Source organism: Streptomyces sp. DT224, assembly GCF_049844595.1.
Lineage (GTDB): Bacteria > Actinomycetota > Actinomycetes > Streptomycetales > Streptomycetaceae > Streptomyces.
The window spans coordinates 1-26332 of the sequence record NZ_JBNCLI010000019.1 but is presented as its reverse complement, the minus strand read 5'-3'; the positions used below and the strand labels follow the sequence as shown (position 1 = coordinate 26332).

Sequence of the window (26332 nt, the reverse complement as noted above, 5' to 3'; positions counted from 1 at the left end):
TTCTTCTCCGCTCTGCTGGTCCTGGTCTGCGTCGGCGTTCTCGCCTTCGCCGCTGTGACCGTGAAGAAGCTGTACCAGGGTCAGCGCTGACCACCTCCCCGTTCCCGGCCCTCCCGCCTCCCGCCTCACAGATCGACTGAGCCGCTCATGATCGAGATCCCGTCCGACCTCCACCCGGACCTCGTCCCGCTGGCCTTCCTCCTGGGCAACTGGGTGGGCGCGGGAGTCTCCGACTTCCCGGGTGCCGAGAAGTGCAACTTCGGGCAGGAGGTCACCTTCCGCCACGACGGCCGTGACTTCCTGGAGTACACCTCGCACGCCTGGGCCCTCGACGCCGACGGCAACAAGGTCCGCCCGCTGGAGACCGAGACCGGTTACTGGCGCATCGACAAGGACCGCAAGGTCGAGGTCGTCATGGCCCGCGACCAGGGCGTCATCGAGATCTGGTACGGCGAGCTGGCCGACAAGAAGCCGCAGATCGACCTGGTCACCGACGCGGTGGCCCGCACCGCGGCCTCCGGCCCGTACAGCGGTGGCAAGCGGCTCTACGGCTATGTGAACAGCGACCTGATGTGGGTCGGCGAGAAGGCGACGCCCGAGGTCGAGCTGCGCCCGTACATGTCGGCGCACCTGAAGAAGACCGTCACGCCCGAGGAGGTCGAGGCGATGGCCAAGAGCCTCGGTGACCTGCCGGACGACGGGATCGCCTTCTTCAAGTAGCCGCCGTTTCCGCCGAGTGGCCGTCCGCCCGGACCTACACTGGGGGCTGTGGTGAGCACCGACTGGAAGACCGATCTCCGCAAGCGCGGTTACCGGCTGACCCCGCAGCGCCAGCTGGTCCTGGAGGCCGTCGGCGCGCTCGAACACGCGACGCCCGACGACATCCTGTCCGAGGTGCGCCGGACCGCCTCGGGCGTGAACATCTCGACGGTCTACCGGACGCTGGAGCTCCTGGAGGAGCTGGAGCTGGTCAGCCACGCTCATCTGGGGCACGGCGCTCCGACGTACCACCTGGCCGACCGCCACCACCACATCCACCTGGTGTGCCGGGACTGCGCGGACGTGATCGAGGCCGATGTGAGCGTCGTCGCGGAGTTCACCGAGAAACTGCGCGGCGCCTTCGGGTTCGAGACGGACATGAAGCACTTCGCGATCTTCGGCCGCTGCGCCGACTGCACGGCGAAGGCGGCGAAGAGCGGTCCGGACGCCGCGGGCCCGGCACCGGCGGCCGGGGCCTGAGGACCAGTCGTACGCTGGTCGCATGAAGAGCCCCCTGCTGTCCCTGCCCGGCGCCGTCCCCGCCGAGGGCCGCGACGAAGGCGTCGCCGCGCACTACGGTGACCTGTTCCGTGAGCAGCGCGCCCTCGCCGCCGGTTCGGGCCTGGTCGACCTCTCGCACCGCGGCGTCGTCGCCGTCACCGGCAGCGACCGGCTGGCCTGGCTGCACCTGCTGATCACGCAGCACGTCACCGAGCTGGCCCCGGGTCAGGCCACCGAAGCGCTCATCCTCAGCGCGAACGGCCACATCGAGCACGCCCTGTATCTCGTGGACGACGGCGAGACGGTGTGGATGCACGTCGAACCGGGTACGCAGGGCGACCTCATCGCGTACCTGGAGTCGATGAAGTTCTTCTACCGGGTGGAGGTCGCCGACCGCACCGACGACTTCGCGGTGGTGTACCTCCCGGCCGGCTCGATCGCCGAGGCCCCGGACGGGGCCGTCGTACGCGAGACACCGCACGGCCGTGACGTGTTCCTGCCGCGTGCCGGGCTGGAGACGTACGCCGCGGAGCACGGCCCGCTCGCCGGGGTGCTCGCGTACGAGGCGCTGCGCGTGGAGGCGCACCGGCCGAGGCTCGGTTTCGAGACCGACCACCGCACCATCCCGCACGAGCTGGGCCTGATCGGTGTCGCCGTGCACCTCCAGAAGGGCTGCTACCGGGGCCAGGAGACCGTCGCCCGGGTGCACAACCTGGGCAAGCCGCCGCGCCGCCTGGTCTTCCTGCACCTGGACGGCAGCGAGGTCCACCTGCCGGGTCCCGGCACCCCGGTCCGTCTCGCGTCGGACGGGCCCGAGGGGCGCCAGCTGGGCTTCGTCACCACGTCCGCCCGCCACCACGAGCTGGGCCCGATCGCCCTGGCCCTGGTGAAGCGGAACGTGGCGGTCGACGCGCAGCTGCTGGCCGGGGACACGGCGGCGGCACAGGAGACGGTCGTCGAGCCGTAACGGCCCTCGGGGCCCCTGGGGGTCCCTCGGGGTCAGACCTCGATGATGACGGTGAACGGGCCGTGGTTGGTGAGCGAGACGCGCATGTCCGCCCCGAACCGGCCCGTCTCCACCGTCGCCCCGAGCGCCCGCAGCCGCGCCACCACCTCGTTCACCAGGGGCTCGGCGACCTCGCCGGGCGCGGCGGCGTTCCAGGTGGGGCGGCGGCCCTTCCGGGCGTCCCCGTAGAGAGTGAACTGCGAAATCACCAGAAGCGGCGCATTCACGTCGGAGCAGGACTTCTCGCCCTCCAGGATGCGGACCGACCAGAGCTTGCGGGCGAGCTGCGCCGCCTTCTCCGGGGTGTCCTCGTGTGTCACCCCCACCAGCACACACAGGCCCTCGCCGGTTATCTCCCCGACGACGCGGGAACCGCCGTCGCCGTCCGCGGCGTCCGCCACCGTGACGCTCGCACCATCCACCCTCTGTACCACTGCACGCATACAGACCAACCTATCTTGGGCCGAACGGGTACAGAGCAACCTCAGAAGGCCCCTCGGGGTGGCACGATGCTCGGGAGGCGGTGCGCCGACGCACCGGGTCGAGGGGATGGACACAAGCATGAGCACCCATGGAACCGGGCAGTCCCCGGGCGCAGTGCCGGTCGCGCGCCCCGGTGTCAGCAGCAGCACGGGCAGCGGTACGAACATCAGCACCATGCGCCCGCCCGTACAGCGGACCGGGCAGGGCGACGACACCGGCGACGGCGCGGCCCGGGCGGAACTGGCCGCCCTGCGCCTGCCGGAGCTGCGCGCCCTGCGCCGCGACGCCCAGCGCGACGAGGCCGACCTCAGCTATGTGCGGCGGCTCGTGCAGGGGCGGATCGACATCCTGAAGGCCGAGCTGGCCAGGCGCCGGGATCCGGAGTCGCCGGTGGTGGACCGGCTGTCGGAGATCCTCGCCGACGCCCCGTCCCTGCAGCGCTCGTCCGCCCGGCACGTCACGCTGTCCACGCCGCGCAGCGACGAGTACCGCAAGCTCGCCGCCGAGACGCTGGCCGAGGTCGAGCTGTCGGACCTGGACGCCCGGACGGACGAAGAGCTGCACACCGCGATGGGGCGCCTGGTCCGCTACGAGCAGCAGGTTTCCCGCCGCCGGCACCGGCTCCAGCGCATGGCGGATGGTTGCGGCGCGGAGATCGCCCGCAGGTACCGTGACGGGGAAGCACAAGTAGACGACCTGCTCGCCTGAGGCGATCCTTCCGGGGGCGGGTCCCTCTCCGTCCCCGGAAGGCCACCATGACCTCCAGCGCAGCCCGTACCCCCGCCATATCCGACCCGGCCCCCGGCCTGCCCGTACTGGCGGAGGTCGTGCGGTCCGGCTTCACCGAGGGCCACCACCGGGGTTCGCTGGTCCTGCTGGCCGCCGACGGCAGCGTGGAGCTGTCCCTGGGTGACCCGGGGGCGCCGGTCTTCCCGCGCTCCTCGAACAAGCCGATGCAGGCGGCGGCGGTGCTGCGGGCCGGGCTCGACCTGTCGGAGGAACGGCTGGCGCTGGCCGCCGCGAGCCATTCCGGCGAGGGCTTCCACCTCGATCTCGTACGCAAGATGCTCACCGAGCACGGACTGTCGCCCGAGGACCTGCAGACCCCGCCCGACCTGCCGCTGGACGCGGTCGAGGCCGAGACGTACCTCGCCGCCGGCCACGTCCGCGAGCGCATCACGATGAACTGCTCCGGCAAGCACGCGGCGATGCTCGCCGCCTGCGCGCACAACGGCTGGGACATGGCCGGCTACCTGGACCCCGCGCACCCCCTCCAGCGGCTGGTGCACCAGGTCGTGGAGGAGGCCGCGGGCGAAGAGGTCGCGGCCGTCGGCACGGACGGCTGCGGGGCGCCGCTGATGGCGGTCTCGCTGGTCGGCCTGGCGCGCGCGTTCCGCGGTTTCGTCCTGGCGGAGCCGGGTACGGCGGAGCGCCGGGTGGCGGACGCGATGCGGGCGCACCCGGAGTACGTGGCGGGCACCCGGCGCCCCGACACCTGGCTGATGCGCGAGGTGCCCGGCGCGCTGTCGAAGATGGGCGCGGAGGCCGTGCAGGCGGTGGCCCTGGCGGACGGCAGGGCGCTGGCCTTCAAGATCGACGACGGTTCGACCCGGGCGCTGGGCCCGGTCCTGGCCCGCGCGCTGGGACTGCTGGGGATCGACGCGCCGGTGGTCGGGCGGATCGGACGGGCGCCGCTGCTGGGCGGGGGGACCGAGGTGGGGGAGGTCCGGGCGGCGTTCTGAGGCCCCGGCTCTTCCCGCGCGTGCGGCCGCCAAAACCGGGCGACATCCTGTATCGGGCTGCCTAAGGGCTGTCCCGTCATCCCTGGTGGATCAGCGCGCGGCGTCAGATGCGGTGCCTCGCAAGGCGGAGGGGCGCCCGCATACTGGGTGTATGCGGGCGTTCCGACAACGCGGCGAGGCGCCGTAGCTGTCGTCGTGCGCCCGCCAGGGATGACGGGACAGCCCTTAGCGTGGGGCGCATGAATGCCCTCGATATCCGCCCCGTCACCCCGTCCGAGTTCGCCGACTGGCTCCGCGCCCTGAACACCGGCTTCCTGAGGCCGCCCACGCCGACGGACGAGGAGGTGTCGGGGCGCCTGGCGTACATGGACCTCTCGCGTACGCGGGGGGCGTTCGACGCGGGGCGGTGCGTGGCGACGTTCCGCTCGTTCGCGCAGGAGCTCACGGTCGTCGGCGGCGCCACCGTGCCGACCGACGCGGTCACCAACGTCAGCGTCTCGCCGACCCGCCGGCGGCGCGGGCTCCTGACGCGGCTGATGGCAGACGACCTGGCGGAGGCGAAGGAGCGCGGTGACGTGGCGGCGACGCTGATCGCCGCCGAGTACCCGATCTACGGCAGGTACGGCTTCGGCCCGGCGGCCTGGACCACCGTGTGGGAGGTAGACGTCCACCGCACGGGCCTCGATCCGCACCGCCCGGTGCCGTCGCCCGGGGACGGCGGCCGGATCGATCTGGTGGACGGCGCGGACGTCCGGAAGCTGGGCCCCGCGCTGCACGACCGGCTGCGGGCCCGGCAGCACGGGGCGGTGAGCCGTGACGCCCGCTGGTGGAGTCTGGCCACGGGGCAGCAGCTCTTCCCCGCCGATGAGTGGACCGAACCCTTCTACGCCGTGTACCGGGGCGCGGACGGCACGGTCGACGGCATGCTGATCTACCGCGCCGACAGCACGTGGGGCGACGCGAAGCAGCCGCTGAACGGGGCGAAGGTGCGCGACATGATCGCGGTGACCCCGGCGGCGGAGCGGGCACTGTGGCACTTCCTGTGCTCGGTGGACTGGATCTCCACCATCCGTACCGGCCTCCGCCCGGCCGACGACCTGCTCCCGCTGCTCCTGCCGGACCCGCGCGCGGCGCGTGTGGTGACGCAGGCGGACTTCCTGTGGGTGCGTGTCCTGGACGTCGTACGCGCCCTGGAGGCCCGTACGTACGCGGTGCCCGGGTCGCTGGTCCTGGAGATCCGGGACGCGGCGGGCCACGCGGCCGGCCGCTTCCACCTGGACGCCACGCCGGACGGCGCCACCTGCGCGCCGACGACGCGCTCGGCGGACCTGGCGATGGACGTACGGGAGCTGGGGACGCTCTGGCTCGGTGACGAATCGGTCCTGCGGCTGGCGGCGCTGGGCCGGGTGGAGGAGCTGACCCCGGGCGCTGCGGCAAGGGCGGACGGGGTGTTCCGGGCGGCGCGGCGGGCGTGGTGCCCGGACGTGTTCTGAGGGGCGGGCTACGGCGTTCGGGGGGCGGTGGTGACGTGGTTCCTCAGGGTGCGCCTCGATGTCGACCACGCCGCTGCCCCGGCCGGCGCCCAGGAGGATGTTTCCGGGGCGGAAGTCGCCGTGCACCGGGACCCCGGTGGCGCCACGGGGCCGTGCGCGGCAAGCCGGTGAGCGCAGACGTCCACGAGCTCCCGCCCGCCGCCTCTCTGGGGTGTTGATCGGGGAAGTCCACCCATGTGGCCTGGAGGCGCCATGCCCCTGCGGATGAAGCTGGTTGCGATGACGCTCGACTGCCCTGATCCGCCGGCTTTCGGCACGTCGGCCGGGGGCGACCGGTGGCGAGCCGGGGTCAGCGGAGACGCCCTCGACGAGCCAGGATCTGGATTCCCTTCGACTCGTGTCCGTTCATGGTGGCGACGGTGATTCGGCGGGTGTCGCGATCTCGAAGTCTGCGAGCAGTGAGGTGAACCAGTCGCTCGGGTGATTGCGGCAGACCGCACCGTCGCCGGTCTCGAAGTCTCCGTAGGTGCGGTAGGGCTCCGCGAACCTGGCATAGCGGTCACGGTTGCGCTCGTCGTCCTGCAGCAGCAGATCGCTCAGGTAGAGCATTCCGCCCGGCTTGAGAACGCGGCTCAGCTCGCCGACCAGCCGTCGCTGTGCGTCGTTGCCGGGAATGCAGGTCAGCACCGCGAAGAGGACCACGTCGAGGCTCGCGTCCGGACGGTCCGGCATCGACGGTTCGTCGAGCACGGTCAAGTGCATCGTGGATGCAGGGTGCGCGCCCGGGAGATCATCCCCGGTGAGATGTCGGCGCCCGTGAGGTTGGTGAAGCCCTGCTGTTCGAGGGCTCGCAAGGTCCGGCCGTAGCCGCAGCCGTAGTCCAGGATCGCGGCATGCCGGTCTGCGCCGTCCAGCCACGGCATGTGCAGTGAAGTTCCGCCATCTCGAAGCGGCTGGTCAGCGGGGTGGCGTGAACTCGTTTCGGGGTGCTCGTGCTGGTCGTGGGCGGCAGCCTGAGTTGCAGATCGTCCGGCGGGCTGGTTTTGCCGATGAGTTCACCGTCCTCCAACGGTCTACCTAGCGACACGACCGTTCTCGGCAGGAGTGCAATGTCCACCATCCAGCCAGTGATCGTGACTGCCGACCAGGGCGTTCTGCTCGGCTTCTATACGAAGTTGTTCGGCGCTGAGGAGATCGTCCGGGTACCGGCGAAAGGCCCGGCTTCCCACCTCGGCTTGCGCATCGGCGACACCGACCTCGGGCTGGTGGCCAAGGCGAACCCGGGGACTGGGGCGGCGTCGCGGATCCTGCAGCATCGGTGTCGACGACGTCGACGAGATGCTCGGCCGGGTGGAGGCGCTGGGCGGCTCGGTTCGCGGCGGCCCCAACGACATGCCGTGGGGACAGCGCGTCGCCCACATTCAGGACCCTGACGGCCACCCGGTGAACCTCACTCAGCCGATCCCGGCCAGGTGACGCTGTTCCGGGGGCATGCGCTGATCGTGCGCCTGCGCCTCCGTCACATTCTCGACACTCAACCAACAGAACGGAAAGGCCAGTCATGCGCATCCAGAAGACCGACGTCATGCTCTACACCGGCGTCGCCACCGCGGAAAGCGGCCGCGAGGGCCGCGTATCGTCCGACGACGGAAGGCTCGACGTCACCGTGAGCCAGCCCAAGGAGCTCGGCGGAGCCGGCCGCGGGACCAACCCCGAGCAGCTCTTCGCCGCCACATACAGCGCCTGCTTCCACGCGTCCATCGCCATCGTGGCCGATGCGGAGAGGGTCGACATCAACGGCTCCAGCGTCACCGCCCGGGTCTCGATCGGCAAGAACGGCGACGGGTTCGGCATCCTCGCCGACCTGACCGCGCACCTGCCTGGCGTCGAGCCCGCGGTCGCGCAGAAGCTCCTGGACAAGGCGCACGAGATCTGCCCGTACTCCCGAATGACACGGAACGGCATCGAAGTCAGCCTCCAGGTCGGCTGATCCGGCGCCCGCCGCGGAGAGGGAGCGACGTGGTCAGCAGGGCGGCGAGGCTGCCCGGCCCGGCCGCCTGATTTCGGCTGGTGAACGGGGCTGGGTGTGACGTGTCGGTGGGGTACCCGGGCTAGTGCCGTATCAAGCGACGTTTGCCCTGTGACGGGCTCGTGGCAGGGGTTTGGCCTTTGCTGGTAGTGCGGACACGCTTCGCGTGCGGGCTCAGCCGAATGAGCCGTCGCTGTTCATGCTCTCGAACCTGCTGGCGGAGGTGAGGCCCTCGGCGAAGGACCGGAAGTCCGGGGCGAGGGTCAACTCCGAGGGGTCGTCCGCGTCGAACCAGGTGACGGACGGTTCCCCGTGTCGGCCACAGGCCCGGTAGTCGAGTCCGATCCAGCAAGGCCCGTCACCCGAGACCAGCACCACAGGGGTGGGGAGGTTCCATTCTTCGACCAGGTAGGGGCTGTCGAGCAGGGAGATCGTTCGCTCGCGGTGGCCGATGCCCAGCACGCTGTCGAATGGGACGTGGTCGGCACTCCATGAGTTCGGCCTGCTCGTAGGAAAAGCATTCCGGCTGCTTGCGACCTGGCCCCCGTTCTGGTGTCGCAGCAGGCCGAGCAGGGAGCTGGGGAGCGTGACGTTCAGCAGCCGCTCGGCCTCCAGAATCACCTGGCCGGTCACGGGCGGCTGTACTCCGTAGTCGCTACCTGTGTCCCACAGGGACTGCTGGAGATCGTCAAAGCGCGCCACGCCTGGCATCGTAGGAGCAACGCCCGACAGTTGACCGCCCAGCCCACTCCAGCCGAACACAATGCTCACGTGACTGGACGTGTGCGGGTGCGGGACATCGATGACGACGAGGGGCAGCGCCTACTGCGGATCGTCCGCAGGGGCACTGGGTCGGTGGTGACCTGGCGACGAGCCCAGATGGTGCTGCTGTCCGCCCAGGGCATGCAAGTGGCGAGGATCGCCGAGGTGTCGTTCACCAGCGCGGACCGGGTCCGGGATGTGATCCACAGCTTCAACGCCGACGGCTTCGACTCGCTCTACCCCAAGTACAAGGGCGGTCGGCCGAGGACGTTCCCGCTCCCGGAGCGTCGGGAGATCAAGAAGATCGCCAAGTCCAAGCCGGCCGAGCACGGCCTGCCCTTCTCGACCTGGAGCCTGGCCAAGCTGGCGGACTTCCTGGTCGCCGAGGGGGTGGTCGACGACATCAGCCACGAGTGCCTGCGCATCCTGCTCCGCGAGGAAGGCGTCTCCTTTCAACGCGTGAAGACCTGGAAGACCTCCCGCGACCCCGACTACGCCGTCAAGAAGGCCAGGGTGGAGCACCTCTACGCGATCGCCGACGGCGAGGTCATACCCGAGGAGGGCGAGCCCGAAGTCGTGTTCTGCATCGATGAGTTCGGCCCCCTCAACCTCCAGCCCCACCCCGGGAAGCAGTGGGCGGAGCGCGGCGGCCGAGACAAGGACCCCGACCGCGAGCCCCGGCCCCGCCGACGGGCGACCTACACCCGCCCGCACGGCGTCCGGCACCTGTTCGCCGCCTACGACCTGGCCAAGGATCAGCTCTACGGTCACATCAAGAAGACCAAGAACCGTTCGAAGTTCCTGGAGTTCTGCCGCTACCTGCGCTCCCTGCACCCACTGGACGTGCGCATCGCGATCGTCTGCGACAACTACTCGCCCCACCTGACCACCAAGCGGTGCCAGCGGGTCGGGATCTGGGCTGCGGCGCACAATGCCGAGATCGCCTACACCCCGACCAACAGCTCCTGGCTCAACCGGATCGAGGCCCAGCTCACCGCCCTGCGCTATTTCGCCCCCGACGGCACAGACCCCCCAGCCACAAGGCCCAGGGCAGCATGATCCGCCGTTACATCATCTGGCGGAACAAACACGCCGCCGACCAGCGCCTACGCGAAGTCATCGGCAGGGCGAACGTTGCCTGATGCGGCAAGTGCCGGTCGAATGCCGTGGGTCGGCGGGTGACTCGTACAGGGCGATGAAACGGACGGTCATCGGGCGGCCCTCCGGTAGCGGGTGAGGACGGCGGCACCGGCCTGCTCGGCGGCCAGGCACTCCAGCTCGGCGTGGCGGCCATCGGTCGGGAAGAGCCGTCGGCCGGTGCCGAGGACGGTGGGGAAGGTCAGCAGCCGGTACTCGTCGACCAGGTCCGCGGCCATCAGCTGGTCCACGACGCTCAGGCTCCCGGTGATGACCACGTCCCGCCGCTCGCGCTTGACGACGTCGACCAGATCGCTCTCAAGGAGCTGGGAGTTCGCCCACACCGACGTGTCGGCGCGGGCCAGGGTGCGGGAGGCGACCAGCTTCGGGACGGCGTTCATCCGGGCGGCGAACGGGTCGTCGCGGCGCGGCCAGAGCCGCGAGAACAGCTGCCAGGTTGCGCGCCCGAGCAGCAGCACCCCGTCGTCCAGCGTGCGGCCGAGCCGGAACTTGTCCCCGGCGACCGTCTCCGGGCCGTGCCGGAATGCCCAGCCGCCCAGCGGCGTGCCGACGGACCCGTCCGGGTCGGACACGATCCCGTCCAGGGTGATGAACTCGATGACGATGACGCTCATGATGGGAATCCCTTCGGTTCGGTGCTCACCGGTACCTACCGGCCGTACCGCCCCGACTCATCGCTCCCGGCGGAACTCGACCGTGGGAATCTCGCCCGGCAGCTCGAAGGCGTCGAAGACGCGCGGATCAGCGAACACGACATTGTGCGCGATACGGCCGTCGGTGACGGTGAAGACCTGCAGAGTGTGCAGACGGCACCCGCCGCCGGACTCCGGCGCGTACGCGGCGAGCGCGGGCTGCCCGCCTGCGGTGAGCTCCCGCATGCCCCAGCCCGCGCCACGCATCCGGAATACCCGCTCCAGGAACCGGCCGTAGTCCCGGCTGCTCCGATACCACAGCGGCACCGGCGGCATCTCCAGCACCGCGTCGTCGGCCAGCAGCCGCACCAACGCGGGTACATCCGCCGCCTCGAACGCCTGCATGTACCGCTGGACCACCGCCCGCACCTCGGGATCGTCCGGCTCGCTGACCGCACCAGCATCGCCCACGCCGGCGAGGGCGGCACGGGCGCGCTGCAACGCGCTGTTGACCGCCGCGACCGTAGTCCCCAACTGCTCGGCGACCTCGGCGGCGGTGAACGCCAGCACCTCGCGCAGTACCAGCACCGCCCGCTGTCGCGCCGGCAGGACCTGCACCGCCGCCACCCATGCGAGCCGCAGATCGGCCCTGACCTCCACATCGAACCGCGCGTCGGGGAACGGTTCCAGCCAGGGCACATCGAGTGCCGGCAGCAGTGGCGCCTCGGGATCATCGCTCGGCACCCCCAGCCCGGACGGCAGCGGGCGCCGCCCACGGCCCTTCAGCGCGGTCAGGCACACATTGGTCGCGATCCGGTACAGCCAGGTCCGCACCGACGCGCGAGCCGGATCGTACCGGTCGCGGGCCTTCCAGGCGCGCAGCAGCGTCTCCTGCACCAGATCCTCGGCCTCGTGCACCGAACCCAGCATCCGGTAGCAGAACGCCACCAACTCACCCCGGTGCAGCTCGAAGTCCACAGGCTCATCATGCACCGGTCCACGGTCCCCGAGAGGGGGCTTCAGCGGGATCCGCCAGGACTTCGGACAGCTACCACGCGGCGCCTCTCCAGGCCGATTACTCCCTGTGACCATTCGCGGCCACTTGGCTGCCCGTCACATGGCCGCGAGTGGGGAAATGAAACTGGCCACCGACAGTCGCTTGCTGCTTCGAGGCCTTGAGGGACCCTTCGATCCGGTCGGCGTTCCTCTCGGCCCGTCCGGAGCATGGGCCGGGCGGCCGGTGAGCAACTCCACCAGATGCCGCTGCCACCACTCAGCCCGCTCCACCGCCTTGCCCGGCAGGCCCTCCAGCGCCCCGGCGGCGGGAACCGTCATGCGCGGTGAGGCCGCCGTGACCACCATGAACCCGTCGGACGCCAGCAGATGCGGCAACAGCACCACGCTCGCCGACCCGTGCTCGTCGACGAGCCGGACCGTGGTCCCCTCCAAGGCTGTCACCGTGTGCAGGCGTTCATCGAACCGGACCGCATCACCCACCCGTAGCGACCGCGGGCGCACCGGCATAGCCACCCCCCATGCTCGCGTCGGATAGCCGGACCGTCACCCCCGCCGACAACAACGCCGTTTCCAGGTCAGCGGTGAGCACGTGGCGCCAGAGCAGGTGATAGAGCACTGGAAGCACCGTGATCGGGTCGCCGCCCCTGCGAATGCCCTCTCACAGCGGGGTGTCTTCGGAGAACACCGCCATCAGGCGGGCGGCGTCCTCCGGGCGGTGCACCCGCGGATGCCGGTAGCCGGCCAGCCACCGCACGTTCGCCATCAGCACCGCTTCCGGGGCTCCGACCCGCATGAAATTCCAGCCCACCAGTGAACAAGCCACAGCCGTCGCGGCGAACTTCACCGCATCATACGGCTCGATCCGATCATCGGGGCGGACATCAATCACCAGCCCCGTTCCGTCCGCGTGACGCACGAAGAAATCCGGCGTGTGCCGGATCCGCTTCCCCTCCGAGTCCGTCCGCGACAGCCGGAACGGCTGCGAAGCCGGCCCCGTCACCAGCGGATCGAAGTCCAGCAGCACCAGCCGGTCCCGCTCCAGCCACGACTCGAACCCCACATGAGCACCGCAGGTCGCCGACCAATAGCAGCCGCACCGGTTGCCCTGACCTCGAAATGCAGGGAAACGCCGCTCAGGCGGCACGCTCTCGAACTGGATCGGCCACAATTCGTCAAGCGTGCCCCGCCGCCGCCCGCCCGCCGCGGCGACGTACTCGACCTCGAGATCCTCCGCGGACTTCGGGACGTGCCAATGCTCCGCCACCCCGGCCTCCGGTACGACGCTGACCAGACGCTACGACCGTAGAAGCGCCGGACCCGCCGTACCCGGAGAAGACTGAGACACCTCACAACTTGCCCGGTCATGACCGAGACCATCTCTCACATGCCAGGAGATCTCCGAGACTGCCCGGACATCACGGAGACAGGACAGTTGTCCGTTCCCGAAATATCTGGGTCGAGGAGGTGTCTCTGACCTGGGCCTTGTCAGTTCTGCTGGGACGGGTTCGAAGCCAGGCGGCCCAGTGGATCTGCGCAGTGATGCGCCTGGTTGAGAGAGCTGGGACGGTCCCATTTGTTCTGTCGGACGGCACGGCCGTGGCCTGGTGCTTTTCAGTTCTGGTGGGACTCTTCCCGCAGGGCGTCGTAGTCGTCCGGCGTCGTCACCAGCATCAGTGATCGTCCCAGGGAGTCAGTCCAGCGAAAGAGGGCGTCGTTGTAGAAGGTGTGGGAGTGTCGATTCTCTCGGAGAGATGGGACGTTGAGCCGGTGCTCGGCTTCTGCGTAGACGGCGTCGATCGTGCGCCGGTGCTGGCTTAGGTTCACCCATTGGCGAGGTGCCCGTCGTGCTCGCCAAGCAGGGTCGGCCACCATGCCGAGCATGGTGACGAACTCCGGGTAGGTGGCGATGAACTCCCGCTCGTCGACGCGTCGCCTGATGACTTTCCGGTCATCCAAGCAGACCCTCGGATGCCTAGAAAGGCAGTTCGTCGGCTTCCAACGGCTCTGAGTACCCACGTACCCAGTGGCCGGGGAGGGCGGCGCAGAGCGACTCCAGATCGGCGAACGTACTTCCCCGAACGTGCAGCCAGCTGTGATCACTCAGTCCGTCGAGCCGCAAGAGCTTCCCCGGCGCGGAAAACCAGCACACGGGTGACTCTTCCTTCCCCGTCCACATCGGGTACTCGGGAAACTCCACCGGCGCGAACCGACTCGGCAGCTCTCGAATCAGGCTGGCGGGAAGTTCGCAGGCGTTGTAGAGCCGTCCTTCGCTGCCAAGCAGTGTCTCGCTGAGTACGAGCTCGACACAGGCCAGGGAGACCCGCTCCAGGTAGCGGACCCAACCATCCCGTGACTGGACGAACACCGGCGGATCGTCCTGACCGAGGTCCCGCAGCCGCACTCCCCAGAAAGCGCATCCCTGGTTCTCGCTGCGGAAGACGAGCACTCCACCGAACTCGTCGTGCACGAACAGCTCGGAAGGGCGCAGCAGCGGGTCCTGGTTGCCGGTGAGGTCGGGACGCGTACCGAGAAGCGAGTACGCCTCGCGCAACGCGGTCGGCAGCGTGAGCCCCAGCATCTCCTCGGCTCGCTCCAGCTCCTCCGCTCGCGTACCTGTGCCGTCGGCGAGCGGCTCCGCCCACGCTGCGGCAAAGTCCCGAACGAAGCCCCAGGCTCGCGCCCTGTCGCGTATCCCACCGCGCAGAGCTTGAGCCACATCGAACTCGTCAACCATGCGGTGGACCGTACAGGCCGGCCAGCTTCGCCGGGACTCCGCCAGGTCGTTTGCCAGAACCACTGGGACTCGCCACATCTACTGAGAACGGACAACAGTCGTTGCCGACGGCTTCGCGGCACACGTGTGGGAGGGAACACTTTTGCAAGCGCCTGCTTGCAAAAGTTAGCGAGCGGGGGCAGCATCGAGGCATGGCCTCACTCAACGTCGGCAATCTCGGCGAGTATCTGCGGGAGCAGCGCCGCAGCGCGCAGCTCTCCCTGCGGCAGCTCGCCGACGCCGCCGGGGTCTCCAACCCCTACCTCAGCCAGATCGAGCGCGGGCTGCGCAAGCCGAGCGCCGAGGTGTTGCAGCAGGTCGCGAAGGCGCTGCGCATCTCCGCCGAGACCCTGTACGTACGGGCCGGGATTCTGGACGAGCGGCAGCAGGACGAACTGGAGACGCGGGCGGTGATCCTCGCCGATCCGTCGATCAACGAGCGCCAGAAGAGCGTGCTGCTCCAGATCTACGCCTCCTTCCGCAAGGAGAACGGTGTGGACGACGAGCCCGGGGCAGACGCTCCCTTCAATGCCGACGGCAGTGCTGCCGATACAGCCTGAGAGCCCCATCACCCTCACAGTCAGTCCGATGATCCGGGAGGACCACAGTCATGGCCATCACCGATGACCTGCGCAAGACCCTCACCGACCCGACCCCCCTCTACTTCGCCGCCGGCACCGCCGACCTGGCCGTCCGCCAGGCCCGCAAGGTGCCCGCGCTGCTCGAACAGCTGCGGGCCGAGGCCCCGGAGCGGATCGAGGCCGTACGCAACACCGACCCCAAGGCCGTACAGGAGAGGGTCACCGAGCAGGCCCGGGAGGCGCAGGCCGTCCTGCAGGCCAAGGTCACCGAGGTGATCGGCGCCTTCGACACCGACCTGAAGAAGCTCGGCGAGAACGCCCAGGACCTGGCGCTGCGCGGGGTGGGCGTGGCCGCCGAGTACGCCGTACGGGCCCGTGAGACGTACGAGAAGGTCGCCGAGCGCGGCGAGCGCACCGTGCGGACGTGGCGGGGCGAGACCGCCGACGAGATCGTGGAGATCGCCGTCGTCGTCGAGCCGCGCAAGGAGTCCGAGCCGGCCGCCGCGCCGAAGCCGGCCCCCACCACGAAGGCCACTCCCGCCACGAAGCCGGCCACCGCCAAGCCCGCCACCGCCAAGCCCGCCGCAGCCAAGCCCGCCGCCGCCAAGAAGGCGCCGGCACGGAAGCCCGCGGCGAAGAAGACCACCCCGCCCTCCGGCAAGTAGCACCGGTGTCCCGGCACAGGTGTGCCGGGACGGCGGGCGGGCACATTCCGGATGGCCCGGTCGTTGTCCCGGTACCTTGGCCGCGAGGCGCTCTCCACTGACTAGGCGGTGCACATCATGTTGCTCGAAGGCTTCAACTCGTTCCTCGGGCTGCTCTACACGGCCATGCTCGTTCTTGCCGTGGTCGCTCTGGTCATGGCCCTGATGGTTCGTGAGGACGCCTACCGCGCCGCGGACAAGCAGAAGAAGTCGTTCTGGCTGATCGTCCTCGGCGTCGCGGTGGCGGTGAACCTCTGGGTTCCGTGGCTCTTCCTGCAGCTCGCCGGCCTGATCGCCACCATCGTCTTCTTCGTGGACGTACGGCCCGCCCTCAAGGCCGTCACCGGCGGTGGCCGCCGCCGCGGCGGCTCCAGCAGCGACGGCCCGTACGGCCCCTACAACGGCGGGCGCTGAGCCCGCGCCGATGAGGCCGGGCGCGGGCGCGGAATGTTCACGCTCCGCGCGCCGCCCGGAGCCCGGTGCCGGGCGGTGTCCTGGTCGCGGTCGAGCAGCAGGACCGCGACGTCGTCCGTCAGCTCGCCGCCGTTCAGCTCCCGCACCTGGGCGACCGCCGCTTCCAGCAGCTCCTCGCCGGTCAGCCCCTCGGCGAGCTGCCGGTTGACCATGGCCACCATGCCGTCCTGGCCGAGGCGCTGCGTGCCGTCGCCGACGCGGCCCTCGATCAGTCCGTCCGTGTACATCATCAGGCTCCACGCGCCGCCCAGCTCCACCTGGCGGCGCGGCCACCGCGCCCGCGGCAGCAGGCCCAGGGCAGGCCCGCCGTCCTCGTAGGGGAGCAGCTGCGCGGCCCGTCCGTGCCGGGCGATCAGCGGCGCGGGGTGCCCTGCCAGGCACAGGCCCGCGCGGCGGCCGTCCGGGGCGATGTCCACCGTGCACAGCGTCGCGAAGATCTCCTCGCTCTCCCGCTCGTGCTCCAGGACCTCCTGGAGCGTGGACAGCAGCTCGTCGCCGCACAGCCCCGCCAGCGTCAACGCGCGCCACGCTATGCGCAGTTCCACGCCGAGCGCGGCCTCGTCGGGGCCGTGGCCGCTGACGTCGCCGATCATCGCGTGCACCGTGCCGTCCGGGGTGCGGACCGTGTCGTAGAAGTCCCCGCCGAGCAGGGCGCGGCTGCGGCCCGGGCGGTAGCGCGCCGCGAAGCGCAGATCGGAGCCGTCGAGGAGCGGGGTGGGAAGCAGCCCGCGCTCCAGCCGGGCGTTCTCCTGGGCGCGCAGCCGGGACTCGGTGAGCTGGTGCTGTGCGACGTCGGCCCGTTTGCGTTCGACGGCGTACCGGATGGCCCGGCTCAGCAGCCTGCTGTCCAGCTCGCCCCGGAAGAGATAGTCCTGCGCGCCGACCCGGACCGCCTCGGCGGCCAGCTCGGCGTCGTCCTCCGCGGTGAGGGCGAGCACGGCGTGCCGGGGCGCGATCCGCAGGACGTGCTTGAGCGTGGCGAGCCCGTCCTCCTCGCCCTCCCCGTCGCCCCGGGCCTCGGCACCGGCCGGCAGGGCGAGGTCGAGCAGGATGCAGTCCACGTCGTCGGTGAGGAGCCGGCCCGCCTCGGTGAGGTTGCGGGCGGCACGGATACGGACCCGGGCACCGGCCGCGGCGGAGAGCTCCGGCGCGGTGAAGGTTCCCGCCGGGTCGTCCTCGATCACGAGGAGGGTGAGGCCGGCGCCGGAGCTGTTCTCCGCGGCGGGTGCGGAACACGGCTGCGGTACGGGTACGGGCATCGGTTCGGGTTTCCTTCCCTCCCCCCGAGGGCGCGGCGGAACGACGATCGACGTTCCGCCAGACGGGGACCATAGCGGTACGGAGCACGGGAACGGAATGCCGACCCGCCCGCCGGGCCTGGCGCATGCGCCGCCATAAGCCGCGTCCCACCACGGATCAGGCACGGTGAGCCGCACCGGGGCGGCCGATGCCGGCATGACAAAGGTCACGCCGCCCGACCCCCGTGCAGTGGCCCGCCTCACGCGGACGCGCACCCGCCGACGGACCGGCCCGCCGTCCGCCCGGGGACTACGCGTCGGGGCGGACCACGCCGAGTATCTGCATGGAGCCCGCGCCCGCCAGGGTGACGTCGCGGCCGGGGCGGGGGGCGTGGACGATCTGGCCGTTGCCCACGTACATGCCGACGTGGGTGGCGTCGGCGTGGTAGATGATCAGGTCGCCGGGGCGCATGTCCTTGATCGCGATGTGCGGCAGCAGCCGCCACTGCTCCTGCGAGGTGCGCGGGATCGGGCGGCCCGCCGCCGCCCACGCCTGGGACGTCAGCCCGGAGCAGTCGTACGACGTGGGGCCTTCCGCGCCCCAGACGTACGGCTTGCCGATCTGCGCGGTCGCGAAGGCCACCGCCTTCTTGCCGAGCGGGCTCGCGTCCCGGTTGATCTCCTTCAGCGCGCCGGAGTCGAGCCAGGCGCTCTGCGCCTGTCGCGCCGCCTCCCGTTCGAGTTCGAGGAGCCGGGCCCGTTCCTTCTTCTCGAGCTGCGACTCCAGCTTCTTCGCCGCCGCTATCTGCGCGTTGATCTTCTTCTTGGCCTTGGCCTGCTTGACCCGGTCGGCTTCCAGCTTGGTCCAGTTGATGCTGGCGTCCTTGGTGTACGTCTCCAAGTCCTGCTGGGTCCTCTTCAGTTGCGTCAGGAGCCCCTTCGTGGCCTGCTGGCCCTGGCGCGTGCGGCTGATGCCGTCGAGGAAGAGCTGAGGGTCGCCGCTGAGCATGAGCCGCGCGCCCGGCGGGAGCCCTGCGTTGCGGTACTCCTCGCGGGCCTGGGCGCCGGCCCGGTTCTTGAGGGCGGCGATCTTCGCCTGGCCCTCGACTATCGACTGCGCCAGCTCGACCAGCTCGCCCGACTGCTTCTTCGCCTTCTCCTCGGCGAGGTTGTACGCGTCCGTGGCGGCGCCCGCCTCGAGGTACAGCTCGTCGATCTCCGCGCGCACCTCTTCCAGGCTCTTCCCGCCCCCATCGGCGGACCCGGGCGGTGTCGGTGCGGCGAATGCCTGGACCGGCGAGGCGAGGACCGCCAGCGCGCAGCCCAGAGTCATCGCGGCGGCGGCACAGTGGCGTCGGTACACGAGCTCCCCCTCCGAGCAGTTCCCAACCGTTCGAGCGGTCCCGGCGGTCTGATGGGACCACTATCTGGTTAACCGTCAGTAACATGCGGCGTCGACCAGATCGTGCCATGCCGTACTGAAAAGCAACAGAGGCAGACACACTCCGGCCGTCGGGCGGCACTTCGCTGTTCCGTCACTCCCCGCCACCCCCGCGCCCCCGATGCCCCACCCACTCCGACGAACGATGCCCGCCGGCCGTTCCCGCCGCGGGGGTGAATCCCGGCGCAACGAGGGTGCGCCCCCGCACCGCCCGAGTGCGCCCCCTCACCACCCCTGGGGCTCCAGCGCCTCCCACGCCACCGTGACCTCGCCCTGGCGCCACCGGCGCACCCCGTCACTCAGCGGCCAGTCGCCCGAGAGTGCCCGCACCGCCGCGATCCAGCGCTGCCGGGCCCCCAGTGAGGCGTAGGGCGCCGCGGCCGCCCACGCCCGGTCGAAGTCGCGCAGGAAGGCGTGCACCCGCTCACCCGGGACATTGCGGTGGATCAGCGCCTTCGGCAGCCGTTCGGCGAGATCGGACGGCCGGTCCAGCGAGCCGAGCCGGGTCGCGAAGGTCACCGTGCGCGGCCCCTCCGGCCCCAGCGCCACCCACACGTGCCGGCGCCCGATCTCGTCGCAGGTGCCCTCCACCAGCAGCCCGCCCGGCGCCAGCCGCTCGCACAGCCGCTGCCAGACGGCGGCCACCCCACCCTCGTCGTACTGGCGCAGCACGTTCGCCGCCCGGATCAGGGAAGGCCGCTCCGGCAACGGGATCTCGAAGCCGCCGTGCCGGAAGGTCAGGCCCTCGCGGGCGTACGGCTGCGCGGCGGCGACCCGCTCCGGGGAGATCTCGACGCCGACCACCACCGTGCGCGGTTCGGCGGTGCGCAGGCGCTCCAGCAGCTCGACGGCGGTCCAGGGTGCGGCTCCGTAGCCGAGGTCGACGGCGACGGGGGCGTCGGCGCGGCGCAGGGCGGGGCCGTGCGTGGCGGCGATCCAGCGGTCCATGCGGCGCAGCCGGTTCGGGTGGGTGGTCCCGCGGGTCGCGGTGCCGATCGGGCGCATGACACCGAGCGTAACGATCCGGGCGGATGCGGGCGCCGACGGGCGGGAGGCCGTCGCAACGGCCCCGGGTCCCGCACCGTAATGATTTGGCAAAGCGGAAATGAAGGGAGGGATTCCGCTGTTCCCCACCTCGAAGGGACCGTGCGCCCCTTCGGTGCCATGCCGTGAACCGTGCGGGCACCGGGGCCCAGCGAGGAGGACGGACGACGTGACCCAGTACGTCTCTCGGCTCGGCAGCAGCCGTGGCGCACCGCGTCGCAGGTTCCCCGCAGGTCTCACCGGCTCCTTCGCCGCCGTTCACCGCAGGCCCCGCCGCATCGCGATGCTCTCCGTGCACACCTCCCCGCTGCACCAGCCGGGGACGGGCGACGCCGGCGGGATGAACGTGTACATCGTGGAGCTGGCCAAGCGGCTCGCCGCGATCAACATCGAGGTCGAGATCTTCACCCGCTCCACCACCGGCGGGCTGCCCTCCGCCGTGGACCTGGCGCCCGGTGTCCTCGTCCGGCACGTCGACGCGGGGCCGTACGAGGGCCTGGCCAAGGAGGAGCTGCCCGCGCAGCTCTGTGCCTTCACGCACGGGGTGATGCAGGCGTGGGCCGGTCAGCGCCCCGGCTACTACGACCTCGTCCATTCCCACTACTGGCTCTCCGGACACGTCGGCTGGCTGGCCGCGCAGCGCTGGGGCGTTCCCCTCGTGCACGCCATGCACACCATGGCGAAGGTGAAGAACGCCGCGCTCGCCGAGGGCGACACCCCCGAGCCCGCCGCCCGTGTCATCGGCGAGACCCAGATCGTGGACGCCGCCGACCGGCTGATCGCCAACACCGCCGAGGAGGCCGGCGAGCTGGTCCGGTTCTACGACGCCGACCCGCGGTCCGTGGCCGTCGTCCACCCCGGCGTCAACCTCGACCGTTTCCGCCCCGGTGACGGCCGGGCCGCCGCCCGCGCCCGCCTGGGGCTCCCGCAGGACGCCCTGATCCCTCTTTTCGCCGGCCGCATACAGCCGCTGAAGGCGCCCGACGTGCTGTTGCGGGCGGTCGCCGTGCTGCTCGACCGGGACCCCTCGCTGCGGTCCCGGATCGTCGTGCCCGTCGTCGGCGGCCCCAGCGGCAGCGGCCTCGCGAAGCCGGAGGGGCTGCAGAAGCTCGCGGCCCGGCTGGGCGTCGCGGATGTCGTGCGGTTCCATCCGCCGGTCGGGCAGGACCAGCTCGCCGACTGGTTCCGGGCCGCGTCCGTGCTGGTCATGCCCTCGTACAGCGAGTCCTTCGGGCTCGTCGCGGTCGAGGCCCAGGCGGCCGGGACGCCGGTCGTGGCGGCGGCCGTGGGCGGCCTCCCGGTGGCCGTACGCGACGGGGTCAGCGGCTTCCTGATACCCGGGCACGATCCGGCGGCGTACGCCCAGGCGCTGGAGCGGTTCGCGCGGGCGCCGGAGCTGGTCGCCCGAATGGGCGGCGCGGCGGCGGAGCACGCCCGGCAGTTCGGCTGGGACACCGCGGCGGCGGCCACCGCGGAGGTCTACACGGCGGCGGTCCAGGAACACCGCAGGCGGGCCCGCACCTTTCACGCGTGACCGGGGGCGTACCCGCCGGCCGTCGCCACGTAACCGCGGCCCCACCCGCCCCTGCCGCGCGCCTTTGCCGGCTGACGTACGCTCGAAACATGGCTGACGCACCCGTACCGGCGAAGAACGAGGCCACCCGGGCCGCCCAGATCCTCGAAGCGAGCTTCGCCGAAGCCGGGCTCGACTGGGAGAGCTCCGCACCGGGCAGTTACGTCGTCCAGCTCCCCGGCACCCGCAAGTTGGCCACCACCTGCTCACTGATCGTCGGCGCGCACAGCCTCTCCCTCAACGCGTTCGTCATCCGGCACCCCGACGAGAACGACGCGGCGGTGCACCGCTGGCTGCTGGAGCGGAACCTGCGCCTGTTCGGCGTGAGTTACGCGATCGACCGGCTCGGGGACATCTACCTCACCGGCAGGCTCCCGCTGTCCGTGGTGACGCCCGAGGAGGTGGACCGGCTGCTCGGGTCCGTGCTGGAGGCCGCGGACGGTGCCTTCAACTCCCTGCTGGAGATCGGTTTCGCGACCGCGATCCGCAAGGAGTACGCCTGGCGCGTCTCGCGCGGCGAGTCCACCCGCAATCTCGACGCCTTCGCGCACCTCACCCAGCGCCCCGCGGACTGATCCCGCGTCACCGCCGTACGCGCGTCGCCGACCCGATCTCCGTGAGCGTCTCCTCCAGCCGGGGTGCGACCTCGTTCCAGGTCCACTCGAGCTGTTCCCCGGACGTGCCGCGCGGCACGGTCTCCACCAGCATGATCAGGTACAGGTACGCCCGGTAGAGCGCGAGCCGCAGGCGCAGGGAAGCGGTGAACTCCACGGGCCCGCCCGGCGCCTCTTCCCCGTAACCGGCGAGGAAATCCTTGTCGTCCGCGATGTCACCCAGCAGGGCGAGCGACACGAAGTCGGCGACCGGGTCGCCCCAGAACATCCGCTCCCCGTCGATGACCCCGCCCACCCGCCGTGCGCCCGGCTCGCCGCTGACCAGGATGTTGCCCTGCCACAGGTCGAAGTGGACCAGGGCCGGCCGGGTCACGTCGTCCAGCACGTACGAGGCGGCGGCGACCGTGTCGCCGATCTCCGCGGCCGTACGGGGAAGCCGTGCGGCGTACGTCCGCGCGTCGGCCAGGACCGCGTCCGTCATCGTCGCGAACGCCTGGCGCCAGGTGGGTACGAGCGGGCCGAGCGCCTGCGAGGGGTAGCCGAAGCCGCCCGGCGCGGGCACGCCGTGCAGCCGGCCCACGATCCGCCCGAGTCCGGTACGCAGCCGCCCCTCCTCACCGTCGGCCAGGGCGCCGGCCAGCTCGTGCCAGGGCCGGCCGGGGCGGGCGGACATGACCACGTACGGGCCGGCGGGGGCGGCCGGACCGAGCTCGGCGCGTACGAGAAGGGGAACGGCGGGCTCGTCCTCGGCGGCCCGGTAGAACGTCACCTCGTTCACCAGCAGCCCGGCTTCGTACGACAGGTGGTCCCCGGCGGCCGGCGGCGGCACCTTCACCACCCAGTCCCGCCCGTCCGTCAGCCGGACGCGGCTGACGGCGTTGTACGTGCCCCCGGTGAGCGGTTCGCAGGAGGCGACCAGGCCGGGCGGGACGTCCAACGCGTATAGGACATCGGAGAGAACGGAATCGATCGGCACGGTGAGCTCCCCCTGAACGGTGTGCGCGAAGTGATCACGACGTCGTCACGATCACGTGCGATGCCCAAGGTAAAGGATTGCCAAACCACAGCGGCCTCATAGAGTTGGCTCACCCCACACACCCCCATCTCAGCCGCGCCGGACCCGGCGGGGCTGCTCGCGTGCGGGCGAAACACTTTGAGCAGAAGGACGGGCCATGCGACCCACTGTCATACGCCGTACCGCCGTTGCCGCCACTGTGGTGTCCCTGGCGCTGTTCACCGCCGCCTGTGGTTCGGACGGCGACGACAAGGACAGCGGCAAGGCGGCCGGCTCCTCGGCCCAGCCGTCGGAGAAGGGCGCCGACAAGGGCGCGGAGGCCCCCGCGAAGGCGCTGTCCGCCGCCGAGCTGGAGCAGGTCTCGCTGGCGCAGGGCGACGTCAAGGACCACAAGATCACCAAGGCCGGTCCGGCCGACCTGATCGACGCCAAGGACGTGACCGCGGACAAGGAGTCCTGTGACGTCTTCGGTGACGCGCTGATGGGCGCCAAGGCTGGTTCGCCCGTCGCCGCCACGCAGCGCAAGGTGGCCGGCGTGCCGAAGAAGGGCGCGGACAAGGACATCGCCGACCCGGAGGAGGCGTTCAAGGCCGCCTTCGACATCACGACCACGATGACCACGCTCGCGTCGTACGACGGCAAGGGCGCCGAGGAGGCCCTGGCCGCGCTGCGCGCCGCAGCGAAGGACTGCGCGGGCGGCTTCACCCTCACGGTCGCCGGGGACAAGCAGAAGGTCGCCAAGATCGCGGAGGAGCAGGTCAAGGGCGGCGAGGAGGCGGCGGCCTGGACGGTGACGGTGGAGTCGGACGGCGAGAAGAACTCCCTCAAGCTCACCGCCCTGCGTCAGGGCGCGACGCTCGCCACGCTCAGCTCGATGAACCTCGCGGCCGCGGGCTCCGGCGAGGACTTCGACCTGCCGACCGCGGTGATCGACGCGCAGGCTAAGAAGCTGGCCTGACCGCCCGTCAGGGAAGCGGAACGAGCCGTACGACGGTGACGGTGAGGACCGACCCGGAGACGTAGTAGAGCACGATCGCCCCGGCGACCGTCGCCTCCCGGCGATCGTGCTCCCCCTTGACGGCGGTCGACCCGTGCCCGTACGGCTCACGGCCCAGGGTCGCCGCCATCTCGTCCCGGAAGGTTTCACCGTCCGCCATCTTGGCAAGGGTGTCGTCGGCGGGCGGCGCGTAGGAGATCCGGAAGCTCAAGCGACGCTCCGCCTCTCGGCCTCGTCCTGCGCCAGCCGGTCCAGAATCCGCTCGGCCTCCGGATCGGGCACGGCCTCCAGCATCCAGTGCCGCATCACGGCCTGGATCTCGTGCACCCCGGCCTCGTTGATGGCCCGCTCGAACTCCGCCCGCCGCCCCTCCGGCAGCGCGTCCCGGATCGCCGGAATGCTGTTGGGCACCTCGACCTCGGCGCCCCCGACAAAGGTCTTCAAAGGCTCACCCATAACCGCCCTCCCGCTCTTCCCCGCATGGGACACAGGGTACGGGCCGGGGTGACGCGCGTCACTTCCTCCTCCGCCGTCACCGGGTCGGGGCGGGCGTCGCGGCCTCGGCGGCGGGTTGCTGCGGCAGGCCCCTGACGGCGATACGTATGCGATCGAAGGCGGCTACGGGGTGGCACGCAGTACCGCCCGTCCCCTCGCCGGGCAGCAGCACGCCGAGGCACACGAGCCTGAAGCTGCGGTCCGCCAGGTGGAGCCCGACGAAGACCGGCGCCCCACCGCAGCCCCGAGGTGCGTGCCCGCTCCACACGAACCCACGGCCCTCGCCGTTGCGCGCGATCTCCCCGGCGACCACGGCCTGTTCGCGTTGCGTGCGGTCGGGCCCCACGTCATGGCCCAGCGCGTACGCCGGCACGGGGCCGTCGCCCAGCAGGGCGATGTCCTGCGGCTTCGCGGCGATGCCGTCGGTGATCTCGTCGGTCGCCCAGACCCACTTCTTCCGGCGCGCGGGCGCGTGTTCTTCTTGGGGCATGAATACGGAGCACGCGAACCCTGCCGAACTGGCCGCCCTCCGCGTCGCTTTCGCGGTCACCAACAGCACATCTGCCCTGGGCTGGGAGGCCGTCCGTGCCTTCGAGTCCGAGCACGGCGTCCTCTTGCCCGAGCCGTACCGCACCTTCGTCGCGGAGATCGCCGACGGGTCGCCCCTGGGCCCTCCCAAGGAGGGGCTGCTTGCCCTCGGTGACATGTCCGAGCGTACGGAACCAGGCTTCCTGAAAAGGCCCTTTCCCCTGACCGAGGAATGGCTCGGGGAGTGGGACGACGGTATCGACTCCGACGACGAACTGTACTGGGAGCGCCTCGACGACATCACCTTCGACGGTTCCCTTTACCTGGGCACTGAGGGCTGTGGCATGGACTGGCACCTGATCGTCTCCGGCACGCGTCGCGGCGCCGTATGGATGCTCGACGGCGAGTCGGCCATACCGTTCGGAGGGGAGCGAGGCCAGATGCCCGGCCCTCCGGGCTTCGCGGGCTGGGTCACCCACTGGGCGGCGGATCGCCCCTGGTTCCCCGACCTGGAGGAGGTGGTGAGCCTGTGACGAGCGTTGACCGCCCGGCCGCCGCCCTCGACCCGTCTCGGCTCCATGGCGACCGGGGCCGAGCACTGTTCTCAGCGGCCTACGAATCACTGGTTCTGACCAAGAGCCCCTGCCGCGCTCTCAACTCCGCGCGGAGCGTTGTGACTTTTCTGTCGCGGCGGGCCGACTCATGTAGAGGAGTGTCGCACTTCTCTTCGATTTCGAGTCGGAGACCCTGCAGGTGTCCCAACAGCTCAAGCTGAGCCGCAGTAAGCCCGTCTTCGCCCCGCCCAAGGGCGGCAAGCTTCGGGACACGCCGCTCCCTGGCCCCGTCGCCGACGCTCTGCGTGCCCACATGAAGGAGTTCCCGCCGGTCGGGATCACGCTGCCCTGGAAGATCGCCGAGGGACCGCTGGTGACCAAGCGGCTGATCCTCACCGCACCACGCGGCGGGCCCATCTGGCGTACCTCGCTCAACGAAGAGGCGTCCGGCCTACGCATCGAGCTGATCCCACGTGAGCCTGGCGCCATCAGCCTCGGCGTCGGCAGCACCCTTCTGGCCTTGTCGGAGGGAGGTGCACCGATCATCGCGATCCCAGCTGGCGTCCTGCTGTCGTTCAGGGTGCAGTTCAGTCGCAACTGAGACCACGCCCCAGAGGCGGCAGGCCGACTGCGGCCCTGCCGCTAATACTCCAGCTGTAGATCGTGATCTTGATCGCGGTGAGGCCGCCGTGCGTTGAGCGGTCTCATGCTGGGATGGG

At 70.7% G+C, this 26332-nt stretch carries 31 protein-coding genes and 3 pseudogenes; 17 read left to right on the top strand and 17 right to left on the bottom strand.

The genetic code is table 11. From position 1 onward, the window contains the following. Positions 1–147 precede the first annotated feature (147 nt). From ACLQ2N_RS34440 to ACLQ2N_RS34430, 3 genes are read left to right on the top strand one after another with little or no spacing between them, the layout of a single operon-like run. The gene (locus tag ACLQ2N_RS34440; RefSeq protein WP_425819453.1) at positions 148–720 is read left to right on the top strand and encodes an FABP family protein; all 573 of its coding nucleotides are present in this window, start codon (positions 148–150) and stop codon (positions 718–720) included. A 48-nt stretch (positions 721–768) separates the two neighbouring features. Continuing rightward, positions 769–1239, top strand: coding sequence for a Fur family transcriptional regulator (locus tag ACLQ2N_RS34435; protein WP_425819451.1), 471 nt, complete (start codon positions 769–771; stop codon positions 1237–1239). A 22-nt stretch (positions 1240–1261) separates the two neighbouring features. Further along, a complete protein-coding gene (locus tag ACLQ2N_RS34430; protein ID WP_425819449.1) occupies positions 1262–2227 on the top strand; it encodes a YgfZ/GcvT domain-containing protein in 966 nt (321 codons plus the stop codon). 32 nt (positions 2228–2259) lie between these two features. Here ACLQ2N_RS34430 and dtd read toward each other — a convergent pair whose 3' ends face one another. Next, positions 2260–2709, bottom strand: coding sequence for a D-aminoacyl-tRNA deacylase (dtd, locus tag ACLQ2N_RS34425; protein WP_425819447.1), 450 nt, complete (start codon positions 2707–2709; stop codon positions 2260–2262). Positions 2710–2827: 118 nt separating this feature from the next. Between dtd and ACLQ2N_RS34420 the strand changes: the two genes are divergently transcribed. From ACLQ2N_RS34420 to ACLQ2N_RS34410, 3 genes are all read left to right on the top strand, one after another. Next, positions 2828–3457 carry an ABC transporter substrate-binding protein gene (locus tag ACLQ2N_RS34420; RefSeq protein ID WP_425819445.1) on the top strand — a complete coding sequence of 210 codons (630 nt, stop codon included), beginning with the start codon at positions 2828–2830 and terminating at the stop codon, positions 3455–3457. Between the two features lie 47 nt (positions 3458–3504). Next, on the top strand, positions 3505–4491 hold the full coding sequence (locus tag ACLQ2N_RS34415) for an asparaginase (RefSeq protein ID WP_425819443.1): 987 nt from the start codon (positions 3505–3507) through the stop codon (positions 4489–4491). Positions 4492–4730: 239 nt separating this feature from the next. Continuing rightward, positions 4731–5984, top strand: coding sequence for a GNAT family N-acetyltransferase (locus ACLQ2N_RS34410; RefSeq protein ID WP_425819441.1), 1254 nt, complete (start codon positions 4731–4733; stop codon positions 5982–5984). 405 nt (positions 5985–6389) lie between these two features. Here the strand turns inward: ACLQ2N_RS34410 and ACLQ2N_RS34405 are convergent, their stop codons facing one another. Both ACLQ2N_RS34405 and ACLQ2N_RS34400 read right to left on the bottom strand, forming a co-directional pair. Then, positions 6390–6746 carry a methyltransferase domain-containing protein gene (locus ACLQ2N_RS34405; protein ID WP_425819439.1) on the bottom strand — a complete coding sequence of 119 codons (357 nt, stop codon included), beginning with the start codon at positions 6744–6746 and terminating at the stop codon, positions 6390–6392. Beyond that, positions 6737–6907, bottom strand: coding sequence for a class I SAM-dependent methyltransferase (locus ACLQ2N_RS34400; protein ID WP_425819437.1), 171 nt, complete (start codon positions 6905–6907; stop codon positions 6737–6739). Before ACLQ2N_RS34400 ends, ACLQ2N_RS34405 begins: the two co-directional genes overlap by 10 nt. 186 nt (positions 6908–7093) lie before the next feature. Here ACLQ2N_RS34400 and ACLQ2N_RS34395 point away from each other — a divergent pair. Both ACLQ2N_RS34395 and ACLQ2N_RS34390 read left to right on the top strand, forming a co-directional pair. Continuing rightward, positions 7094–7460 (top strand): annotated as a pseudogene (locus ACLQ2N_RS34395) (VOC family protein). Positions 7461–7545: 85 nt separating this feature from the next. Further along, positions 7546–7974, top strand: a complete 429-nt coding sequence (locus ACLQ2N_RS34390; protein ID WP_425819435.1) for an organic hydroperoxide resistance protein — start codon at positions 7546–7548, stop codon at positions 7972–7974. Between the two features lie 213 nt (positions 7975–8187). Here the strand turns inward: ACLQ2N_RS34390 and ACLQ2N_RS34385 are convergent, their stop codons facing one another. Further along, on the bottom strand, positions 8188–8715 hold the full coding sequence (locus tag ACLQ2N_RS34385; RefSeq protein ID WP_425819433.1) for an SMI1/KNR4 family protein: 528 nt from the start codon (positions 8713–8715) through the stop codon (positions 8188–8190). A 69-nt stretch (positions 8716–8784) separates the two neighbouring features. Between ACLQ2N_RS34385 and ACLQ2N_RS34380 the strand changes: the two are divergent. Then, positions 8785–9917 (top strand): annotated as a pseudogene (locus tag ACLQ2N_RS34380) (IS630 family transposase). A 66-nt stretch (positions 9918–9983) separates the two neighbouring features. On the opposite strand, the gene ACLQ2N_RS34375 reads toward ACLQ2N_RS34380, so the two are convergent. The 6 genes from ACLQ2N_RS34375 to ACLQ2N_RS34350 all read right to left on the bottom strand — a co-directional run bounded on the left by ACLQ2N_RS34375 (position 9984) and on the right by ACLQ2N_RS34350 (position 14316). Then, positions 9984–10547 (bottom strand): dihydrofolate reductase family protein, encoded by a 564-nt coding sequence (locus ACLQ2N_RS34375; protein ID WP_425819431.1) that lies wholly within the window; start codon positions 10545–10547, stop codon positions 9984–9986. A gap of 57 nt (positions 10548–10604) precedes the next feature. Further along, the gene (locus ACLQ2N_RS34370) at positions 10605–11543 is read right to left on the bottom strand and encodes an RNA polymerase subunit sigma-70 (protein WP_425819569.1); all 939 of its coding nucleotides are present in this window, start codon (positions 11541–11543) and stop codon (positions 10605–10607) included. Positions 11544–11678: 135 nt separating this feature from the next. Next, positions 11679–12089 carry a hypothetical protein gene (locus ACLQ2N_RS34365; RefSeq protein ID WP_425819429.1) on the bottom strand — a complete coding sequence of 137 codons (411 nt, stop codon included), beginning with the start codon at positions 12087–12089 and terminating at the stop codon, positions 11679–11681. A 151-nt stretch (positions 12090–12240) separates the two neighbouring features. Further along, entirely contained in the window at positions 12241–12846 is a 606-nt protein-coding gene (locus ACLQ2N_RS34360) for a TnsA-like heteromeric transposase endonuclease subunit (RefSeq protein ID WP_425819427.1), read from the bottom strand. A 347-nt stretch (positions 12847–13193) separates the two neighbouring features. Next, complete coding sequence (locus ACLQ2N_RS34355; protein WP_425819425.1) at positions 13194–13538, bottom strand: hypothetical protein; 345 nt, start codon at positions 13536–13538, stop codon at positions 13194–13196. Positions 13539–13554: 16 nt separating this feature from the next. Continuing rightward, positions 13555–14316 carry an SMI1/KNR4 family protein gene (locus tag ACLQ2N_RS34350; RefSeq protein WP_425819423.1) on the bottom strand — a complete coding sequence of 254 codons (762 nt, stop codon included), beginning with the start codon at positions 14314–14316 and terminating at the stop codon, positions 13555–13557. A 191-nt stretch (positions 14317–14507) separates the two neighbouring features. Here ACLQ2N_RS34350 and ACLQ2N_RS34345 point away from each other — a divergent pair, with 191 nt between their 5' ends. The 3 genes from ACLQ2N_RS34345 to ACLQ2N_RS34335 all read left to right on the top strand — a co-directional run bounded on the left by ACLQ2N_RS34345 (position 14508) and on the right by ACLQ2N_RS34335 (position 16054). Continuing rightward, on the top strand, positions 14508–14915 hold the full coding sequence (locus tag ACLQ2N_RS34345; protein ID WP_383305653.1) for a helix-turn-helix domain-containing protein: 408 nt from the start codon (positions 14508–14510) through the stop codon (positions 14913–14915). 50 nt (positions 14916–14965) lie between these two features. After that, entirely contained in the window at positions 14966–15601 is a 636-nt protein-coding gene (locus ACLQ2N_RS34340; protein ID WP_425819421.1) for a hypothetical protein, read from the top strand. A gap of 117 nt (positions 15602–15718) precedes the next feature. Continuing rightward, a complete protein-coding gene (locus ACLQ2N_RS34335; RefSeq protein WP_425819419.1) occupies positions 15719–16054 on the top strand; it encodes a DUF2516 family protein in 336 nt (111 codons plus the stop codon). Here the strand turns inward: ACLQ2N_RS34335 and ACLQ2N_RS34330 are convergent. From ACLQ2N_RS34330 to ACLQ2N_RS34320, 3 genes are all read right to left on the bottom strand, one after another. Then, a complete protein-coding gene (locus tag ACLQ2N_RS34330) occupies positions 16036–17373 on the bottom strand; it encodes a PP2C family protein-serine/threonine phosphatase (protein ID WP_425819417.1) in 1338 nt (445 codons plus the stop codon). The two genes, ACLQ2N_RS34335 and ACLQ2N_RS34330, sit on opposite strands and share 19 nt — an antisense overlap. 289 nt (positions 17374–17662) lie before the next feature. Next, entirely contained in the window at positions 17663–18715 is a 1053-nt protein-coding gene (locus tag ACLQ2N_RS34325; RefSeq protein WP_425819415.1) for an NlpC/P60 family protein, read from the bottom strand. Positions 18716–19018: 303 nt separating this feature from the next. Then, a complete protein-coding gene (locus ACLQ2N_RS34320) occupies positions 19019–19798 on the bottom strand; it encodes a class I SAM-dependent methyltransferase (protein ID WP_425819413.1) in 780 nt (259 codons plus the stop codon). 208 nt (positions 19799–20006) lie between these two features. Here ACLQ2N_RS34320 and mshA point away from each other — a divergent pair, with 208 nt between their 5' ends. Continuing rightward, a complete protein-coding gene (gene mshA / locus ACLQ2N_RS34315) occupies positions 20007–21371 on the top strand; it encodes a D-inositol-3-phosphate glycosyltransferase (RefSeq protein ID WP_425819411.1) in 1365 nt (454 codons plus the stop codon). Positions 21372–21460: 89 nt separating this feature from the next. Next, complete coding sequence (locus ACLQ2N_RS34310; RefSeq protein WP_425819409.1) at positions 21461–21985, top strand: YbjN domain-containing protein; 525 nt, start codon at positions 21461–21463, stop codon at positions 21983–21985. 7 nt (positions 21986–21992) lie between these two features. On the opposite strand, the gene ACLQ2N_RS34305 is transcribed toward ACLQ2N_RS34310, so the two are convergent. Continuing rightward, positions 21993–23000: a phosphotransferase family protein gene (locus ACLQ2N_RS34305; protein ID WP_425819407.1), complete on the bottom strand. Its 1008-nt coding sequence runs from the start codon at positions 22998–23000 to the stop codon at positions 21993–21995. A gap of 196 nt (positions 23001–23196) precedes the next feature. Here ACLQ2N_RS34305 and ACLQ2N_RS34300 point away from each other — a divergent pair, with 196 nt between their 5' ends. Further along, positions 23197–23997, top strand: coding sequence for a hypothetical protein (locus ACLQ2N_RS34300; RefSeq protein WP_425819405.1), 801 nt, complete (start codon positions 23197–23199; stop codon positions 23995–23997). Positions 23998–24004: 7 nt separating this feature from the next. Here the strand turns inward: ACLQ2N_RS34300 and ACLQ2N_RS34295 are convergent, their stop codons facing one another. The 3 genes from ACLQ2N_RS34295 to ACLQ2N_RS34285 form a co-directional block, all read right to left on the bottom strand. Further along, positions 24005–24247, bottom strand: a complete 243-nt coding sequence (locus tag ACLQ2N_RS34295) for a hypothetical protein (protein ID WP_161207978.1) — start codon at positions 24245–24247, stop codon at positions 24005–24007. After that, entirely contained in the window at positions 24244–24492 is a 249-nt protein-coding gene (locus tag ACLQ2N_RS34290) for a hypothetical protein (RefSeq protein WP_143621014.1), read from the bottom strand. The genes ACLQ2N_RS34295 and ACLQ2N_RS34290 overlap by 4 nt, the downstream gene beginning before the upstream one ends. A 76-nt stretch (positions 24493–24568) precedes the next feature. Beyond that, positions 24569–25021: a hypothetical protein gene (locus ACLQ2N_RS34285; RefSeq protein WP_425819403.1), complete on the bottom strand. Its 453-nt coding sequence runs from the start codon at positions 25019–25021 to the stop codon at positions 24569–24571. Between ACLQ2N_RS34285 and ACLQ2N_RS34280 the strand changes: the two genes are divergently transcribed. Both ACLQ2N_RS34280 and ACLQ2N_RS34275 read left to right on the top strand, forming a co-directional pair. Next, complete coding sequence (locus tag ACLQ2N_RS34280; RefSeq protein ID WP_425819401.1) at positions 25020–25592, top strand: SMI1/KNR4 family protein; 573 nt, start codon at positions 25020–25022, stop codon at positions 25590–25592. The two genes, ACLQ2N_RS34285 and ACLQ2N_RS34280, sit on opposite strands and share 2 nt — an antisense overlap. 196 nt (positions 25593–25788) lie before the next feature. Beyond that, positions 25789–26058, top strand: a pseudogene (locus ACLQ2N_RS34275) (site-specific integrase); the annotation flags it as partial. Between the last annotated feature and the right edge of the window lie 274 nt (positions 26059–26332).

Bases quoted from the DNA above. Each gene is read 5' to 3' on its own strand.
- ACLQ2N_RS34310 (WP_425819409.1), top strand. From the start codon at position 21,461: ATGGCTGACGCACCCGTACCGGCGAAGAACGAGGCCACCCGGGCCGCC.
- ACLQ2N_RS34300 (WP_425819405.1), top strand. From the start codon at position 23,197: ATGCGACCCACTGTCATACGCCGTACCGCCGTTGCCGCCACTGTGGTG.
- ACLQ2N_RS34420 (WP_425819445.1), top strand. From the start codon at position 2,828: ATGAGCACCCATGGAACCGGGCAGTCCCCGGGCGCAGTGCCGGTCGCG.
- ACLQ2N_RS34410 (WP_425819441.1), top strand. From the start codon at position 4,731: ATGAATGCCCTCGATATCCGCCCCGTCACCCCGTCCGAGTTCGCCGAC.
- ACLQ2N_RS34430 (WP_425819449.1), top strand. From the start codon at position 1,262: ATGAAGAGCCCCCTGCTGTCCCTGCCCGGCGCCGTCCCCGCCGAGGGC.
- ACLQ2N_RS34320 (WP_425819413.1), bottom strand. From the start codon at position 19,798: ATGCGCCCGATCGGCACCGCGACCCGCGGGACCACCCACCCGAACCGG.
- ACLQ2N_RS34440 (WP_425819453.1), top strand. From the start codon at position 148: ATGATCGAGATCCCGTCCGACCTCCACCCGGACCTCGTCCCGCTGGCC.
- ACLQ2N_RS34335 (WP_425819419.1), top strand. From the start codon at position 15,719: ATGTTGCTCGAAGGCTTCAACTCGTTCCTCGGGCTGCTCTACACGGCC.
- ACLQ2N_RS34345 (WP_383305653.1), top strand. From the start codon at position 14,508: ATGGCCTCACTCAACGTCGGCAATCTCGGCGAGTATCTGCGGGAGCAG.
- ACLQ2N_RS34280 (WP_425819401.1), top strand. From the start codon at position 25,020: ATGAATACGGAGCACGCGAACCCTGCCGAACTGGCCGCCCTCCGCGTC.
- ACLQ2N_RS34330 (WP_425819417.1), bottom strand. From the start codon at position 17,373: ATGCCCGTACCCGTACCGCAGCCGTGTTCCGCACCCGCCGCGGAGAAC.
- ACLQ2N_RS34405 (WP_425819439.1), bottom strand. From the start codon at position 6,746: ATGCACTTGACCGTGCTCGACGAACCGTCGATGCCGGACCGTCCGGAC.
- ACLQ2N_RS34285 (WP_425819403.1), bottom strand. From the start codon at position 25,021: ATGCCCCAAGAAGAACACGCGCCCGCGCGCCGGAAGAAGTGGGTCTGG.
- ACLQ2N_RS34340 (WP_425819421.1), top strand. From the start codon at position 14,966: ATGGCCATCACCGATGACCTGCGCAAGACCCTCACCGACCCGACCCCC.
- ACLQ2N_RS34415 (WP_425819443.1), top strand. From the start codon at position 3,505: ATGACCTCCAGCGCAGCCCGTACCCCCGCCATATCCGACCCGGCCCCC.
- ACLQ2N_RS34375 (WP_425819431.1), bottom strand. From the start codon at position 10,547: ATGAGCGTCATCGTCATCGAGTTCATCACCCTGGACGGGATCGTGTCC.
- ACLQ2N_RS34365 (WP_425819429.1), bottom strand. From the start codon at position 12,089: ATGCCGGTGCGCCCGCGGTCGCTACGGGTGGGTGATGCGGTCCGGTTC.
- dtd (WP_425819447.1), bottom strand. From the start codon at position 2,709: ATGCGTGCAGTGGTACAGAGGGTGGATGGTGCGAGCGTCACGGTGGCG.
- ACLQ2N_RS34390 (WP_425819435.1), top strand. From the start codon at position 7,546: ATGCGCATCCAGAAGACCGACGTCATGCTCTACACCGGCGTCGCCACC.
- ACLQ2N_RS34400 (WP_425819437.1), bottom strand. From the start codon at position 6,907: ATGCCGTGGCTGGACGGCGCAGACCGGCATGCCGCGATCCTGGACTAC.
- ACLQ2N_RS34290 (WP_143621014.1), bottom strand. From the start codon at position 24,492: ATGGGTGAGCCTTTGAAGACCTTTGTCGGGGGCGCCGAGGTCGAGGTG.
- ACLQ2N_RS34350 (WP_425819423.1), bottom strand. From the start codon at position 14,316: ATGGTTGACGAGTTCGATGTGGCTCAAGCTCTGCGCGGTGGGATACGC.